We start from the raw sequence: 16,101 nt of genomic DNA, 5'->3' as shown, positions 1-16,101 counted from the left end.
GGTCGAGGCCGCCTCGGCAGCGGCCCTCACCTGCCGGTCGGGCGAGTCCGCGAGGGCCTGCGCCGCAGTGGCCATGGCCGCCGCCGTCGGAAACCGCCGAGTCGGCTCCTTGGCCATCGCGGTGGCCACCAACTGCCGAACCTCCGCCGGGACGTCCTCGGGCAGCGGCGGCGGTTCCTCCTCGAGGTGCCGCAGCGCCACCGCGACGGCGTTGTCACCCTGGTACGGGGGGCCACCGGCGAGGCAGTGGTAGACGACGGCACCCAGCGCGTAGATGTCGATCGCCGGGGCGATCTCGTTCTTGGACACCTGCTCGGGCGCCATGTACAGGGCGGTGCCGACGACCTGGTTGGCCGCGGTCAGGCTGGCCGCTTCCTGCGTGACGGCAACGCCGAAGTCGACGAGTACGACGTGCCCGTCGGGCTCGATGATCAGATTGCTGGGCTTGACGTCACGGTGCACGAGGCCGGCGTCATGCGCGGCCTGCAGGGCGCGGGCGGTCTGCGCGGCGATCGACATCGTCTCGGCCGCGTCCAGCCGGCCGACCTCGGCGATGCGCTCCGACAGGGGCTGTCCCTGCACACACTCCATCACGATGTAGGCGAGGACCGGCGCTCCGGGCCGGGACACCTCGCCGTAGTCGTAGACCTGGGCGACACCGGGGTGTCGCAGCGCCGCCATCGCGCGTGCCTCGCGGCGGAACCGTTCGCCGAAGCCGGGGTCGGTGACCAGGCGCGGGTGCAGCATCTTGACCGCCACACAGCGGTCCAGGGTCTCGTCGACGGCGCGCCACACATCGCCCATACCGCCGCTGGCGATGCTCTCGACCAGGCGGTATCGGTCTCCGACGAGTTGCCCCACACTCGGCATGGACTTCCGGTACCCCGGACTCGCCGACCTCAAGCACCCCAGCTCGTCCCCGCCGCCGTGTCCAGCGGAATCGTTCCCGTAGGTTCGTGAACGCGGCCTACGGCAGGATCTCGGCCCAAGAAATCACGGCAGCGGGTGTCGGATCGGGTCGGAGCCCTTCGTAGCAGAGGTGAGAGGCGGGCCGGACGGGCCCACGACACCTAGGGAGACAGCGATGACGCAGTACCTGATGTCGGTCTACGGGCCGGCCGAGTACGGCGAGTACGCCACCTACCCCTCGGAGGAGGCGATGAAGGAGGCGTTCGCAGACACGGACGCCTTCCACGAGCGCCTGCGGAAGGAGGGCCACTGGGTCTTCGCCGACGGCCTGGGTCCGGCCACGGCGGCGACCGTCGTCGACGGGCAGGGTGCCGAGCCGGTGTTCACCGACGGCCCCTACCTGGAGTCGAAGGAGTACCTCGCCGGCTTCTGGATCATCGAGGCTCCCGACCTCGACGTGGCGCTGAAGCTGGCCGCCGAGGGGTCGAAGGCCTGCCGGGGCAAGGTCGAGGTGCGCCCCTTCGCGGGCGCGTGACGGTCGCCGCCGAGGCGATCATCCGGGTCCACCGCGAGGAGTGGGCCCGGGTGGTCGCCGCGCTGACCCGGCGTTTCGGCGACCTGGACATCGCCGAGGAGATGGCCGCCGAGGCGTTCGCGGCCGCCGTCGAACGCTGGCCCACCGACGGCGTACCCCCCAATCCCGGCGCCTGGATCACCACCACCGCCAACCGGCGCGCCATCGACCGGCTGCGCCGGGAATCCCGTCGGGACGACAAGCAGAAGGAGGCTCAGATGCTGTACGACGACACCCCGCCTGAGCCGCCCGGCGCGATCGACGACGACAGGCTCCGGCTGATCTTCACCTGCTGCCACCCGGCCCTGGCGATGGAGGCCCGGATCGCGCTGACGCTGCGCCTGGTCGGCGGGCTGACGGTGCCGGAGATCGCCCACGCCTTCCTGGTGCAGGAGACCACCATGGGCCGGCGGATCACCCGCGCCAAAGACAAGATCAAAACGGCGAGGATCCCCTACCGGGTCCCTTCCTCCGCGGACCTTCCCGCCCGCGTCTCCGGCGTCCTGGCGGTCCTCTTCCTGATCTTCAACGAGGGCTACCTCGCCTCGGACCCGGAAAAGGAGGCCGTACGCAGCGACCTCACCCTTGAGGCGATCCGGCTGACCCGGCTGGTGCATGCCCTGATGCCGTCCGACGGTGAGGTGGCCGGCCTGCTGGCGCTGATGCTCCTCACCGAGGCTCGCCGGGCGGCTCGGGTCTCGGCGACGGGTGAGCTGGTCACGCTCGGCGAGCAGGACCGTGACGCCTGGGACGCCGCGCTGATCGCCGAGGGGCACGCGCTCGTCCGGGCGCGGATCGCCGCCGTCTCCGCAGGTCAGGGACGCCCTGGCCGCTACCAGATCCTGGCTGCCGTCAACGCGGTGCACACCTGTGCGAGGGACGTGCGCGACACCGACTGGTCCCAGGTCGTCGCCCTCTACGACCAGCTCGCCGGCATCGACCCGTCACCCATCGTCGCGCTGAACCGGGCCGTCGCGCTCGCCGAGCTCGACGGGCCCGAGGTGGCGCTGGCGCTGGTCGACCGGCTGGACCTGGGCGGCTACCACGCCTATCACGCCACCCGCGCCGACCTGCTACGCCGGCTCGGCCGCTCGGCGGATGCCCGTGCCGCGTACGAGAGGGCCATCGAGCTGACCGGCAACACCGCCGAGGTCGCGTACCTCACCCGTCGGCGCGACCAGCTCGAGTCCACATAGACCGGGCTCCTGTTCGGCGCCCTGCGGGACCGCCCGGGCCCACTCCCCCGCCACACCGGGTGAGAGCCGACGAGGACGTGCCGCCCGGTCGATGCACCGGGCGGCACGTCCGTGGACTGGTCAGCTCAGGGGTTCGATCCAGATGTTGCGGTAACGCGGGTTCTCCCCCGGGTCACCGTGGTCCTGCAGGCGGATCGGCCCGGCGGTCGGCCCCTCCGGCGCACCGGCGCCGGTCGGACCGTTGATCTCCACATCGTTGTGGACGGTGGTGCCGTTCCACACCACCGTGACGCGCGCGTTCGCGGTCTTGTTGCCGGCGCCGTCGAAACGGGCCGCCCGGAAGGTGATGTCGTAGGTCTGCCAGGTCTCCGGCGCCGTGGCGGCATTGCTGTCCGGAGCGCGCTTGTCGTAGATCGCGCCGGCTTCGTCGTCGGAGAGCGTGGTGTCGCCGTACGAGTCCAGGACCTGGATCTCGTACCGGTCCTGGAGGTACACCCCGCTGTTGCCGCGGGCCTGGCCGGTCACATCCGCCGGGTACGTCGGCTGCCACCATTCGATGTGCAGCTTGAAGTCCCCGAAGGAGTCCTTGGTGCGGATGTCTCCGCCCAGCGACTCCATCGAACCGTTGGCGACCGGCCACGTGGCCGCGCTGTCGTCGGTCTTCTCCCAGGCGCCGAGGCCGGAGCCGTCGAAGAGGGTGACGCGGTTGGCCGAGGTGACCGTGATCTGGTCGAGGTTGACGTTGCCGCTGTCACCGCTGTCGTACTTGTAGGCGACGGTGTTGGCGCCGGCGGCGAGGGTCACCGACTCGGTGTGTTCGGCCCAGGTCTCCCAGTTGCCCGTGCTGGGCAGGTTGACCTGCCGGACCTTGCTGCCGTTGACGTAGAGGCTCAGCGACTTGGTGCCGGAGAACGGGTTCGGACCGTTGGAGTAGCGCAGCTTGACGTTGTGCGCGCCCGCCGCGGCGGCGGTGACGCCGAACGTCGTGGTCGCCCCGGAGTTCCAGTAGCCGTCGACGAAGCCGGTGCCGGAGTAGCCCGGGTGGTTGGTGTTGACCGCCGCGCCGCCGGCGAGTGTTGCCGCCTCCGCCTGGTAGGTCGTGCCGCTCGGGTCGGCCGAGCCGACCAGCGCGTTCAAGGTGTACCAGGCCTCGGTGCTCCACAGCGACTCACCGCTGCTGGAGGTGAAGGGTCGCGGCGAGCGCAGGTGCACCACCCGCCCGGCCTTGAGGCCGTCGATGGTCAGGGTGACCTTCTTGCTGTCGGCGGAGAGGCTCGCCGAGCTGACCGTCAGCGTCTCCTCGTCGATCTTCGGGCCGCCGTAGCCCGCGGTCGGCTCGTACCGCCACTGCTTGACCTTATAGCGCGAGGCCAGGTTCGTCGCGGTGTCGGCGGAGACCGGTTGGGTGTACTCCACCTCGAAGCCATTCGGCTTGGCCCGCATCGCCAGGATGTCGAAGTGGTTCTCGCCATTGGGCGTCAGCTTCTGCAGGCCGTAGGTGAGCTTGCCCTCCTGGCCCCAGTTGCCGCCCGCGCCCAGCCCGCCGGCGTAGATGGCGCCGTCCGGGCCCTGGCTGATCCGCGTGACGCCGGCCTCCAGGCCCTGGGTGAGGCGGAAGACCGCGCCCTGGTACTCGCCGCCGACCTTCTCCAGGTAGGCCCGCTGGATGCCGCCGTAGGTCACGTCGCCGAAGAGCATCTGCCCGGCGAAGGTGCCCTCCGTCAGGTGCAGCGGGGTGCTCGGGGAGTTGGCGATCTCGTTCTGCGGCAGCCAGAGCACCGGCGGGGTGACCGGGTTGGCGTCGAACGGGCCGTCGGGGTTGGTGTAGTGGTTGAAGAAGCGGCCCTGTTTGACGTGCACCAGCTTCGACGAGGGCAGCCAGCCGCCCTGGTTGTCGGTGACGAAGATGCCGCCCTCGGGGCCCCAGCCGATGCCGTTGGGCGTACGCAGGCCGCCGGCGATGTAGGAGACCGCGCCGGTGTTCTTGTTGACCTTGATGGTGGTGCCGCGGTTCTCGGCGGGCTGGGGGTCGGTGGTCGCGCCGCCGTAGTTGATCGACACCGACAGGTTCAGGTAGAAGAACCCGTCCTGGTACAGCAGGCCGAAGGCGAACTCGTGGAAGTTGCCGCCGAACGGCCAGGTCGCGACGGTCTGGTAGTCGTCGGTGACGCCGTCGCCGGTGGTGTCGACCAGGCGGGTGAGCCGGTGCTTCTCCGACACGTACATGACGCCGTCGACGATCTTGATGCCCATCGGTTCCTTGAGACCGCTGGCGACCTTCTTCGTGGTGACCTGGCTCGGGCCGGTGTCGCCGGTGACCTCGTCGAGGATCCAGACCTCACCGGAGGTGTTGTCCGTGCCACCCCAGGTGGTGATGGCCAGCCGGCCGTCGGAGAACCAGTCCATCGCGCTGACCTGCGGCTGGAAGCCGGCGGGACGGAGGTTCGTCAGCTCGTAGTTCGGGTGCACCCCGGTCAGCGGCAGGCCGTCGCCGGGCGAGTCGGTGACACCCTCGCACTCCTTCTTGCCGGGCGCGGTCACCCGGACCACTCCGGCGTCCGTGCTGAGTGCCGAGTTCGGCACCAGGACGAACGACGACGAGCCGGGGGTACGCCACTCCAGCCGGATCTGCTGGCCACCGCCGCGCTCGAAGTGGTCGATGCGCAGCGAGTGGTAGCCCGCGCTGAGGTTGACGGTCCCGTCCTTCGGGGTTGGGGGGTGCAGGCCGTCGTGGTTGACGACCACCGAGTCGTCGATCAGCAGCCGGGAGCCGTCGTCGCTGATCAGGCGGAACGTGTAGTCGCCCGCCGAAGGGATGGTGATGTTGCCGAGCACCTGGGCCACGAACTGGTCCTCGAAGCCGAAGTCGGCCGAGGAGGTCCAGTTGATGTCGGACATGAGCTTGTCGACGTTCGGGGTCTGGCCGGGCTTGAGGGTGCAGATCTCGCTGAGGTTGGTCTGCACGTCGAAGACGCGCAGCGTGACGCCGGGCTCCTGCTCGGGCGGGTCCGCGGCTGCGGGGGTCGCCCAGAGGGTGCCGGCGAACAGGAGGGCCGTCAGGGCGTACGCGCCCCGGCGTCGGCGGTGCCGTGTGTCCATGCGTTCTCTCCAGGGGTGGGAGTACGGCCGCCCCCTGCCGTGCCACCGGCGAGCGGCCGCCATCCACGCGGTCCCGTCGGAGGACGGTGCCGATCCCGTCCCGCGACGCGGGTGGATGGTGCCGGAAACGGTAGACACATTTCGATGACTGGTCGAGAGCTTCGGGTAACATCTCGGCAACTTTCGCTTCATCATGCAAAAGTTGCGGCCACTTGGGCGAAAGTCGGTGGCGGGGCACCTCCGGAACACCGTTTGCGCCCCCGCCTCGACCGGCGCCCCACTCCCTTCGTCGGCCATATAGGACCAAGCGATCCGCCAGCATCGGTACGGGCACGCAAGTCCACGTTCATCGCGATGCAGGAGGGCTGACGGTCCGAAGTGGAGGCCCCACCACCATCTCGGGAGTTCGCCAGCTAGCAGGATGGTCTACGCCAACCCTGACCCCGCACCACGTCGAGCGGCAGCCCCGGAGCACGTGCTCCGGGACCGCCGCTCGAATCGTGGTTAAGGCGAGGACAGTCGCGACTGTCATCCACCCAGCGGGTCGTTCACGCTCAGACGAGAGCGCGCTCGGGTGCCCGGTAGTCCACGCCGCGGGACAGCCGGGGCGCGATGAGCCGGTCCAGGCTGAAACGTCCGGCCCCGACCGCCGCAAGCAGCAGAGCCGTCGTGCCGAGCGCGAGCACGAGCTCGAAGCCGTTGGCGCTCACGAAGACGCCGTTGCTGACGTGCACCAGGAGGAAGGCACCGAACATGTTGAGCGCGAGGAGCACTCCAGCCACGGGTACCACGAGCCCCACCAGCAGGGCGAGACCACCAAGGAGCTCGACGAGCGCCGCAAACCAGGCGCTCGCGGCCGGGAACGGCACACCCAACTGCTCAAATGCCGCAGTCGTGCCGTCGAGGCCCCATTCAGTGAGCTTCTGCCAGCCATGAGCGGTGAAGATGACACCGACGGCGACCCGCGCGACCAGCACGGCCAGGTCACGCAGCGGGACGTTGTTCATGAAGGACCCCTTCTCGACGGGAAGGATTGCGGATCGGGCCGAACTCACAGCCACTGACGGGCCCGACGACGCTCCGGCGGGCAACCTGCCCCGGGCATGCCGAGGCCGGCATCTCACCAGGCCCCGCTCACCCGAAGTTACCCGGGAAAAATTTGAGGCGTCAACTATTGTGTTCTCAATCAACTTCAGGCCGCCTCCGGCCCGTCGAACCCGTCGACGGCTCCAGCGAAAGATCGACTCTTTACCGGCTGCTGGCCACCGCAGGTCATCGCCCAGCTCTCCGCCGCCGACACCGCCTGTCACGACGGCAGCGCAACGACATGCCCGTAACCGCCTGGCGCCACCACGGACAATGGAGACATGGACACCGTCGCTGAGCTGACCCTCATCCGACACGGGCAGAGCCTGGCGAACGTAGCCTTCGCCGACGCGCACGCGCGAGGGCTGGCCGAGCACGGGCTGACCGGGCGAGACGCCGACATCGAGCTGTCGCCCCTGGGATGGGAGCAGGCCACCCGCCTCGGTCACTGGCTCGCCGCCCTACCCGTTCACCGTCGGCCCGAGGTCGTCGTCTGCTCTCCCTACGTCCGTGCTCGGCAGACCTGGTCACGAGCGGCAGAAACTGCGGCGCAGCTCGGCGTTGAGTACCCCACCGCCGCCGTGGATCACCGCCTGTGTGACCGGCTCATGGGCGACCTGGAGTTGCTAGACCCCGCCATGATCACTCAACGGTTTCCGTTGGAGGCAGCTCGGCTCGCGGCCGAAGGCGAGTTCTCCTATCGGCCTCCCGGGGGCGAGTCGTTCGCCGACATCGCCCGCCGCCTGGCGGCCGTGCTGACCGAGCTGAACACCCAGCACGCGAGCCGGCGCGTCCTGCTCGTGGCCCACGACGCCGTGATCGTGGTGATGCGCCACCTCATCGAGCACCTGGGTTTCGACGAGATCTCCGCCATCGTCGCGACGACTCCCGTGGCGAACACCTCGATCACCCGGTACGACGGCACGGCCGGCGGCCTCACGCTGGCGGAGTTCGCCACGACCACCCACCTAGACGAGTCAGGAAAGGACGAGAATGCCTTCGTCGGGAAGTGACGAGTCAGTGCTGGCGAACCTCACACCGTCGCACTGACACCGGAGCAGCTCCACAATCACCAGGTCACCCGCGACCTGATCGCACAAGCTCTCGCGGCCCAGTCCGCTCGCCGCTACGAGCTGGAGCAGACCGGCGGTGACCCGGACCTCCTGGAGCAGGTCATCACGTCCCAGAGCCGCCTCGCGCAGGCCTTGCAGCAACTCGATCCCGCCGACACAGACGCCGTCGCTAGGGTCCGTCAGGAGTGCGTCGCCGTTCTGCGTCAGGCACGCACTTGACCGAGCTCCCTGACGGCGTGCTCTCCGAGGACGCCAACGAACGGATCTTCCGCGGAGCAGATCGTCCCGATGTTCCTCACTGGTGCCCCGTCCCAGCAGGGCCGGTGGTGGTCATCGCGGGAGGGCAAACCGGCGCGGGTAAGACGGCGGTCACCGCGATGGTGAAGCAAGCACTGGGCGCGGGCAGCGGCTTCAGGGTGACCGAGAAATCCTCCTCGCCTTGTTGGACACGCCGAGGTTTCCGGACAGGTTTTCCGTACGGGCTGACCGGGCCGGAGGTCAGATTTCGATCTTGTTCGGGAACGACCGATTCTCGGACAGCCGGAAGAGATCGACTGTCAGCCATATTGCAGAGGGCGCAAGCTATTGCGCTCATCACAAATAGGTGCGCAGAATGTAGAGCATGACTCGCCGAGACATCTTCACCGACGTAGCCACGATCCTCTACCCGATCCCGCAACCTGAACCCGGTGAGGAGCACGACGATGGCTTCCTCGCCGCGCGGGACGAAGCCGCCGAGGACCAAGAACGCACCGCCGAGAACCTGCGGATCGCGTGGGACGCAGGCGACCAGGACCCGCTGATCGGCGCGCTGGCCGCCGCCCGACGCGCGAAGGAGGAAGCCGAGCAGCGGATCCGCGAGCTGATCGCCTACGGGCGCGAGTTCGTCCAACCCCGCCCCTACACGCTGGGCGACCTCGCCGCAGCCGCTGGCATGTCGATCTCTGGCGTGCGCACCGCCTACAGTCACCGCGACGTCGCCCAGGTCGCCGACGCCACCGGCGCCAAGCCTCGAGAGTGGCGAGCCCCCGACCCCGAGGACGGGAAGACAATGGCATGACCACGGCGGCCTGCACCTGCCCGATCCGCTGGCGACGTCTCTACATACACGACGATCGAAGGCATCCGGTACGAGGTGAAGCCGACTCCTGCCGACACCCCAACCAGCCTGCTGTTCCGAGCCTGGTGCGCCGGCTGCGGCGCCGAATTGACCTATCCGTTTCGGGTCGATCCCGCCCATAGCCAAGCAGCGTGAGATGCGGCTACGCGCAACGCCTAGATCAACTCCTTAGCGTTGGTTTTTCGCTGGAAGCTACGGACGGGCCGTGATCCGGACTGCCCTACCCCCTGCGTCAGCGTGAGGGCCGGCCAGACCTGGCTGGCGCCGCTCGGGTCGATCGCGCGCAGGTTCACCGGCACGTCGAGCACGACCAGGTGTGCGCCCCTTCTCGCCTCGGCCGGGCGAGATCAGGCCGCGTACCGCGTGCTCGCCCTGGTAGTCAACCGGCACGGGGTTCCGGCGCTCCCAACAGCCTTGCGGCGACCTCGGCCGGGAAGGGACCGCCCTGCCACTGAAGCTCCCATGTCCGGCCGCCGTTGCCGGGCCACCAGTCGAGGTGGGAGACGGGCGCAGGACGCTAACGTAGCGTATGCCAATTATTGACCTGGATGCGCCGCTGCGCAGCTCGCCGCCTCTGCGACGCCCGCACCCCCGGTTTGTCGTTGCCGCTGGCGTGATGCTGGGCCTTGGCTGTCTCACCGGCGAGCCGGCGGAACGAACCTTGCAGGTTGATATGAGGTCGGTTTGCGCGCCCCCTACGGTTGAAGCAGACAACACGGCACCTCCAACACACTTGCGGCCGAACGTGGAGCTCACCATCGATCCCCAGACCGGCCGTATCGTCTCGGTGCGGTGCCACACTCCTTAGCTCGCTCAGACACGGAGCCTCCTTGCGCACGGGGAGCCCTGGAAAGATGGCCACTGCAGACTGCGATCGACAGACCGTGAAACGTGGAAGGGCCCGGACGACCCGGGCCCTTCCACGTTCCACTCGTCAGATGGAGCTCACCGTCGAGCGATGTAAGTAATCGTCTCCCGGGTCGTGAGGTTCACGGTCGTGTAGGGATTGTGCGTCCAGTCGAGACCGTTGTAGCGGAACGTGCCGATCTTGTCGCCTGTGGCGTACTTGTACACGCTCGACCAGGTGCCGGACAGAGAGCCAGTGCCAATGTAGCCGTTCGGGACGCTGTTCCACATGCAGAGACTGGTCGTAGAGCACCCCGGGCTGAGCGGCGTAAGCGCGAACGGGGTGATCGTGTTCTCGGTGTCGATTGCGGCCAGGATCTTGCCGGACTCGGAGTCGACGAGCAACTGAACCTTGTGTCCGGACTTCGCGATCCTGTCGATCTGCTCCTCGCTCTGCGACCCGACGAGTGACCACAGCATCTGCGTGTAGTCGGGAACGAGGGTTGACTTGCCGGACGGTGAAAGCCTGCCGTCGGCGCTCGCGCTGGTAGCGCCGAGCCCGAGGACGAGTGCGATCGCCGCCAGGGCCGTCATCAACATTCGGCCGGGCGAGAGGAAGGTGCGCTTCATGCCGCCTCCTGTCGGGGGCAGCAGTATCCTCGCTGCACCCACGGCCCCCGTAGTCATGAGTGAGCTTCCTGATACTGTCAGCTATCTTAAATTATGTCTATTCCTAGATGCAGTTCCCCGCGACTCCACCACGGGCATCGCCGGGGCCAGGAGAGGGTCCTACGCGGAGAGCCGCGACGCTGAAGCGGATGTGGTGCGGAATGCCGGTATTCGTGGGCCGGGAACGGGAGCTGCGCATCGCCGCCGCCGCGGTACGGAGCACGCCGGCGGCGCTCCTGGTGTCCGGCCCCGCCGGCGCCGGCAAGTCGGCTCTGGTCACTCGGATCATCGAGGCAGCGGCGGCGCAGATGGTGCTGGTGACGTGTCCGGCGCTCGGCGACACGCCGCCGTACACGCTGGTGGGCGACATCCTGACGGCGGTGCGTGGCCACGACGTCCGGCCGGAGCGGCACCCGGTGTGCGCGCATGTGGCGCTGCGCGAGTTGCGAGCAGCACTGCGCGCCGCCGGAGCGCTCACCCTGGCGGTCGACGATCTGCAGCACGCCGACGCAGCTTCCCGCGAGGTGCTCGGTTGCCTGGCCGCCGATCCGCCGTCCGGCCTGGTGCTGGTGGTGGCCTACCGGTCGGAGGAGCTGCCCGAGCCGGTCTTCGGCCGGCCCTGGCGGCCGGCACCGGCGGCCCGTACCGCGATCCTCGACCTGCCGCCGCTCACCGCGACCGAGGCGGCCGACCTGGTCCGGGCGTTCAGCGGTCGGAGCGTGCCGGGCGACACCGTCCCCGAGCTGTACGGGCTCACCGCCGGCAACCCGCTGCTGCTCGTCCAGCTCTGCCAGGCGCTGGCGCCGGAGGGAGCCGGTCCCGAGCCGGGCGAACCGCTGCGGCTGCCGTCCTCGGTCCCGGTCCCCCTGCCGGTTCGCGAGCTGTACGCGGCTCGCCTCGCCGCTCTTTCGCCGGCCGCTCAGCAGGTGGTGCGGGCGGCGGCGATACTGCAGAGCCCTGCGGGCGAGTCGACGTTGCAGCGCCTGAGTGGGCTGCGGGCGGCGACGGTCGGGCACGGCCTACGCCGCGCCCTGCAGGCCGGCGTGCTGACCGAGGTCGGCGTCGACCGGTACGCCTTCCCCAATGGGCTGGCCGCGCTGGCCGCGTACCGGACGATTTCCGGGCCGGAGCGTCGTCGCCTGCACCTGGCGGCGCTGCGGGTCCTCGACGACGGCGGCGGCGACCGGCCACTGGCCGACCTGCTGCGGCACAGCCGCGCGGTGGGCGACCCCGACCGCGTGCTGCGCTTCACCGAGGCGTCGGCCGACCGTGCGGTGGCCGCCGGACACACCGCCACAGCCGTGGGCCTGCTGCGCGACGTCCTGGCCGACCGGGGAGTCACCGGGGCGGCCCGCACCCGGCTCGCGCTGAAGCTGGGCCGGCTGGCGCTCACCGGCCTCGGCTACCACGAAACGCAGGCGCTGCTGGAGCAGATCCTGCAGGATTCGCACCTGCCGGCGGGCAGCCGCGGGGAACTCCGCCTCGCCCTGGGCCTCCTGCTGATGAACCAGGCGGGGCTCGCCGAGCGCGGCTGCGCCGAGATCGTCCGCGCGGTCGGCGAGCTGCGCCGCCGGCCCGCGCTGGCAGCGCGCGGCATGGCGGCGCTCGGCATGCCGTACTGGGGGGCCCGGCACGTCGACGAACACCGGTGGTGGGTGGAGCAGGCGGAGCAGGCCGCCACCCGCGGTCGCGACCCGGTCCTGTCCACGGCGGTCTTCGTCAATCGGCTGTCCCTGTCGGCCCAGCTCGGCGAGCCCGAGACCTGGTCGCTCGCGGAGCGCCTCGCCGAGCACCTGGGCACGGTCGGGCAACGCCAGCAGGTGGCCCGGGCGTACGGCAACCTGGCCGACTCCTGCGTCTGGTTGGGTCATCACGAGCGGGCGGGCCGGTACCTGCGCGAGGCACTGCGGGTCGCCGCCGACGCCGGCGCCTCCTACCAGGCCATCTCGGCGCGCGCCAGCGGTCTGCTGCTGGACTACGCCATCGGCAACTGGCACGGCCTGACGGAGCGGGCCGCGCAGGTGGCCACGGAGGCCCGGGACATGCCGCTGATCGCCGGTGACGCCCGGCTGGTGCTGGGGCGGCTGGCGATCGCCCGCGGCGAGTGGGACGAGGCCATCCGCTTCCTCGACCAGCCCGTCCTGCGCAGCGCGGCGGACGGCTCGGCGCCGCAGGTCGCCGCAGCTACCGCCGCGTACGCGCGGGTGCTGCTGGCGCAGGACGCCGACGCGGCGGCGGCGCACGCGCTCAACGGTCTGGACACCGCGCGGGTGAAGGGGACCTGGGTCTGGCACGGCGAGCTCGCCCTGGTCGCAGTCACGGCGCTGTGCCGCGCCGGCCGGCTCGACCAGGCCCACCGGGTCGTCGCCGACCTGGCCGACGGCACGGCGGGCATGGATTGCCCGTACACGCTGGCCACTCTGCTCATGTGCCGAGGGGTCACGGCCGAGGAGGGAGGCGAGCTGCGGGCGGCCGGTGAGTGGTTCCGCAGCGCCGAGCGCGCCTTCCGCGCCATGCCTGCGCCGTACGCCGCCGCGCAGGCGATGGAGGCGGCCACGCGCTGCGACCTCGCCGACGGTGCACCGGCTGCCGACCGGCTCGTCGCCGCAGCGGAGCGCTTCGCCGCTCTGGGCGCCGTCTCCGACGCCGCCCGCTGTCATCGGCTGGCCCGCAGTCACGGCGCGATACCCGCGCAGCGGCGCGGTCGGCGTGGCTACGGCGTTGGACTGTCCCCCCGGGAGCAGCAGGTGGCACGGCTGCTCAGCCTGGGCCGGACCAACCGGCAGATCGCCGACGTGCTCTTCCTGTCGCCCCGCACGGTGGAACACCACGTGGCGAACGTGTTGCGCAAGCTCGGCGCCGACTCCCGACACCGGGTGGCCCTGCCCGACGCGCATTAGATGGGTACCCCTACGTACCGATGCCCCGATTGTTCCGGACAGCGACGGACGTGGATGGTGTGAGTCACGCGGCCGCGTACTCCCGAACCACTTCTCCTTACCGCAACGAAGGAGCAACCGTGCAACCCACGAGACTTGCGGCCCTGCTGGGCGGGCTCGCGCTCGCCCTGACCCCCGCGGTGGCGGCGACTCCCGCGCACGCCGCCGGCACCACCTCGACCACCTGGATCGTCACCCTCCGCGAAGGTGCGGCCGACCCGGGAAAGCTCGCCGCGGACCAGGCGCGCCGGCACGGTGGGCAGGTGCGCCACGTGTACCGGCACGCGCTGAGTGGCTTCGCCGTGTCGCTGCCCGACCGGGCCGCTGACGTGCTGCGTCGTGACCCGCGAGTGGTGTCGGTGCAGCGCGACCAGGTGGTCACGATCGCGGCGCAGGACACCCCGACCGGCATCCGACGGATCTTCGCCGACGACAACGCCAACCTGAAGCTCAACGGGACCAGCGACTACGAGGCCGATGTCGACATCGCCATCATCGACACCGGCGTCGACGCCGACCACCCCGACCTGAACGTGGTGGAACGCACCGACTGCGTGAACAAGACCTCCTGCACCGACGGCGCGGGCGACGACGGCAACGGGCACGGCAGTCACGTCGCCGGCACCGCCGCTGCCATCGACAACGGCATCGGCGTGGTGGGCGTGGCGCCGGGTGCTCGGATCTGGTCGGTGCGTGTGCTGGACAACGGGGGCAGCGGCCAGCTCTCCGGCGTTACCGCCGGCGTCGACTGGGTCGCCGCGCACGCCGACGAGATCGAGGTCGCCAACATGAGCCTCGGCTGCGACGGCTGCACCGATAACGCGCTGAGCACCGCGATCACCAACGCGGTAGACGAGGGCGTGGTCTTCGCGGTGGCGGCCGGCAACAACGACAAGGACGCCAAGAGCTTCTTCCCGGCCAACCACCCGGATGTGATCACCGTGTCGGCGCTGGCCGACTTCAACGGCGAGCCGGGGGGTGGAGCGGCCAGCACCTGCCGTACGGACACCGACGACACGCTCGCCGACTTCAGCAACTTCGGCTCCACCGTCGAGATCGCCGCGCCCGGCGCGTGCATCTACTCCACCTACAAGGACGGCGGATACAGCACCCTGTCGGGCACCTCGATGGCCTCGCCGCACGTCGCCGGGGCCGCCGCGCTGCTGGCCACCGGCGACAACGACCCGACCGGCCGCGACGAGGTCGAGGACATCCGCGAGAAGCTGCTGGAGACGGGCAACACCAACTGGACCGACGAGTCCGGCGACGGGGTCAAGGAGCCACTGCTCGACGTCGGCAGCGAGGACAGCTTCCCGGCGCCGCCACGTGACCCGGGACGCCCCACCGCCGCCTTCAGCGCCACCTGCTCCAACGACAACACCACCTGCTCCTTCGACGCCGGCACCTCCACCGACTCCGACGGCACCGTGACCGGCCACGTCTGGGACTTCGGTGACGGCAGCACCGGCACCGGCAAGACGACCTCGCACACCTATGCGAAGTCGGGTTACTACAGCGTCAAGCTCACCGTCACCGACAACCAGGGCAAGACCGACTCGGTACGCCGCCAGGTCAAGGCCGGCGACGTTCCGCCCACCGCCGCCTTCGACGGCTTCTGCCAGGCGCAGACCTGCACCCTCAACGGCGACGATTCCACCGACCCCGAGGGTGACATCGCCGCCTACTCCTGGAACTTCGGCGACGGGACCACCGGCAGCGGCGAGAGCGTCCGGCACACCTACACCAGCAACACCTTCAAGCAGTACACGGTGACGCTGACCGTCAGCGACAGCCGGAACCAGACGCACCGCACCAGCCGTCAGGTCACCTGCTACCCGCACATCAACACACCGCTCTGCTACGGACCGTTCTGATCGCCGTACCGCCGTGACCGCCAGGGCATGATCACCCGGTTCCCGACCGTCGGCGTCGTCCGCCGACCGGGAACCGGGTCTGGCGCCTCTGTCGCATCTGCGCGCACGTGTGCGCCACCGGCAGCTGTGCGCGGATCTCGGTGGCTGGTCGGAATCAACGCGGGTAGCTTCACGCCGTGACGCGCCTCAAGCGGTATCGGTACGTCGGGCCGGCGGAGATCCAGGCCCTGTGGCCGACCCCGGTCGGGCTCGTCGTCGCCGACACGCGAAGCAGCCTCGACAGATGGTTCGACGAACGCCGGACGACGGCTTCCGTCGAGCCTGCGACCTTCGTCATCGATCTCGACCGCACGCTGCGGCTGGCCCCTCGGCAGAGCGAACACGTTGCCTGCGCTGCTGGCCAGGACGTCTTGGCTGCTGGTGAGATCACCTTCGCCCTCGGCGACACCGGGTACTTCGTCCAGGCGGTCAGCAACCAGTCAACCGGCTACTGCCCGGATCCGGACTGCTGGCCGGCAGTCGCCGCGACACTCGATCGTCTGTGCGTACCGCATCCCAGGAGCTTCACCGACGCGGTGACCTTCCGGCTCTGCACGGGTTGCGGAGAGCGGAACATCGTACGAGACAAGGACTCCGTGTGCGCCCTGTGTGAGGCCGTCCTGCCTCCGTACTGGAACTTCGACTCCGCCTGACTGCCACGGACTCCCCCGGTGGCA

Annotated in this window: 11 protein-coding genes and 1 pseudogene; 8 read left to right on the top strand and 4 right to left on the bottom strand. The window is 69.8% G+C overall.

What is annotated here, in order from left to right:
* Positions 1–132 precede the first annotated feature (132 nt).
* Positions 133–804: pseudogene (locus ACSNN7_RS01225) on the bottom strand (serine/threonine-protein kinase); the annotation flags it as partial.
* A 280-nt stretch (positions 805–1,084) separates the two neighbouring features.
* Here ACSNN7_RS01225 and ACSNN7_RS01220 point away from each other — a divergent pair.
* Both ACSNN7_RS01220 and ACSNN7_RS01215 read left to right on the top strand, forming a co-directional pair.
* Complete coding sequence (locus ACSNN7_RS01220) at positions 1,085–1,444, top strand: YciI family protein (RefSeq protein WP_436678610.1); 360 nt, start codon at positions 1,085–1,087, stop codon at positions 1,442–1,444.
* Positions 1,441–2,679 (top strand): RNA polymerase sigma factor, encoded by a 1,239-nt coding sequence (locus tag ACSNN7_RS01215; protein ID WP_436678609.1) that lies wholly within the window; start codon positions 1,441–1,443, stop codon positions 2,677–2,679. Before ACSNN7_RS01220 ends, ACSNN7_RS01215 begins: the two co-directional genes overlap by 4 nt.
* 120 nt (positions 2,680–2,799) lie before the next feature.
* On the opposite strand, the gene ACSNN7_RS01210 is transcribed toward ACSNN7_RS01215, so the two are convergent.
* The gene (locus ACSNN7_RS01210; protein ID WP_436678608.1) at positions 2,800–5,778 is read right to left on the bottom strand and encodes a family 16 glycoside hydrolase; all 2,979 of its coding nucleotides are present in this window, start codon (positions 5,776–5,778) and stop codon (positions 2,800–2,802) included.
* A 554-nt stretch (positions 5,779–6,332) separates the two neighbouring features.
* The gene (locus tag ACSNN7_RS01205; protein WP_436678607.1) at positions 6,333–6,785 is read right to left on the bottom strand and encodes a DoxX family protein; all 453 of its coding nucleotides are present in this window, start codon (positions 6,783–6,785) and stop codon (positions 6,333–6,335) included.
* Positions 6,786–7,145: 360 nt separating this feature from the next.
* On the opposite strand from ACSNN7_RS01205, the gene ACSNN7_RS01200 reads away from it, so the two are divergent.
* The 3 genes from ACSNN7_RS01200 (at position 7,146) to ACSNN7_RS01190 (ending at position 8,997) form a co-directional block, all read left to right on the top strand.
* Positions 7,146–7,877 (top strand): histidine phosphatase family protein, encoded by a 732-nt coding sequence (locus ACSNN7_RS01200; protein ID WP_436678606.1) that lies wholly within the window; start codon positions 7,146–7,148, stop codon positions 7,875–7,877.
* A gap of 245 nt (positions 7,878–8,122) precedes the next feature.
* Positions 8,123–8,563 (top strand): zeta toxin family protein, encoded by a 441-nt coding sequence (locus ACSNN7_RS01195; RefSeq protein ID WP_436678605.1) that lies wholly within the window; start codon positions 8,123–8,125, stop codon positions 8,561–8,563.
* Positions 8,560–8,997, top strand: a complete 438-nt coding sequence (locus ACSNN7_RS01190) for a hypothetical protein (protein WP_436678604.1) — start codon at positions 8,560–8,562, stop codon at positions 8,995–8,997. The genes ACSNN7_RS01195 and ACSNN7_RS01190 overlap by 4 nt, the downstream gene beginning before the upstream one ends.
* A gap of 1,005 nt (positions 8,998–10,002) precedes the next feature.
* Here the strand turns inward: ACSNN7_RS01190 and ACSNN7_RS01185 are convergent.
* On the bottom strand, positions 10,003–10,533 hold the full coding sequence (locus ACSNN7_RS01185) for a hypothetical protein (RefSeq protein ID WP_436678603.1): 531 nt from the start codon (positions 10,531–10,533) through the stop codon (positions 10,003–10,005).
* A gap of 200 nt (positions 10,534–10,733) precedes the next feature.
* Here ACSNN7_RS01185 and ACSNN7_RS01180 point away from each other — a divergent pair, with 200 nt between their 5' ends.
* The 3 genes from ACSNN7_RS01180 to ACSNN7_RS01170 all read left to right on the top strand — a co-directional run bounded on the left by ACSNN7_RS01180 (position 10,734) and on the right by ACSNN7_RS01170 (position 16,077).
* Complete coding sequence (locus ACSNN7_RS01180; RefSeq protein WP_436678602.1) at positions 10,734–13,472, top strand: helix-turn-helix transcriptional regulator; 2,739 nt, start codon at positions 10,734–10,736, stop codon at positions 13,470–13,472.
* Between the two features lie 119 nt (positions 13,473–13,591).
* Positions 13,592–15,385, top strand: coding sequence for a S8 family serine peptidase (locus tag ACSNN7_RS01175; protein ID WP_436678601.1), 1,794 nt, complete (start codon positions 13,592–13,594; stop codon positions 15,383–15,385).
* 176 nt (positions 15,386–15,561) lie between these two features.
* Entirely contained in the window at positions 15,562–16,077 is a 516-nt protein-coding gene (locus ACSNN7_RS01170) for a hypothetical protein (RefSeq protein ID WP_436678600.1), read from the top strand.
* The last annotated feature ends 24 nt before the right edge of the window (positions 16,078–16,101 follow it).

Origin of the sequence: Micromonospora sp. URMC 105 (assembly GCF_051386295.1) — a bacterium.
Taxonomy (GTDB): domain Bacteria; phylum Actinomycetota; class Actinomycetes; order Mycobacteriales; family Micromonosporaceae; genus Micromonospora.
This window is presented reverse-complemented; position numbering and strand designations above follow the sequence as displayed.

Bases quoted from the DNA above. Each gene is read 5' to 3' on its own strand.
- ACSNN7_RS01220 (WP_436678610.1), top strand. From the start codon at position 1,085: ATGACGCAGTACCTGATGTCGGTCTACGGGCCGGCCGAGTACGGCGAG.
- ACSNN7_RS01210 (WP_436678608.1), bottom strand. From the start codon at position 5,778: ATGGACACACGGCACCGCCGACGCCGGGGCGCGTACGCCCTGACGGCC.
- ACSNN7_RS01205 (WP_436678607.1), bottom strand. From the start codon at position 6,785: ATGAACAACGTCCCGCTGCGTGACCTGGCCGTGCTGGTCGCGCGGGTC.
- ACSNN7_RS01200 (WP_436678606.1), top strand. From the start codon at position 7,146: ATGGACACCGTCGCTGAGCTGACCCTCATCCGACACGGGCAGAGCCTG.
- ACSNN7_RS01190 (WP_436678604.1), top strand. From the start codon at position 8,560: ATGACTCGCCGAGACATCTTCACCGACGTAGCCACGATCCTCTACCCG.
- ACSNN7_RS01185 (WP_436678603.1), bottom strand. From the start codon at position 10,533: ATGAAGCGCACCTTCCTCTCGCCCGGCCGAATGTTGATGACGGCCCTG.
- ACSNN7_RS01180 (WP_436678602.1), top strand. From the start codon at position 10,734: ATGCCGGTATTCGTGGGCCGGGAACGGGAGCTGCGCATCGCCGCCGCC.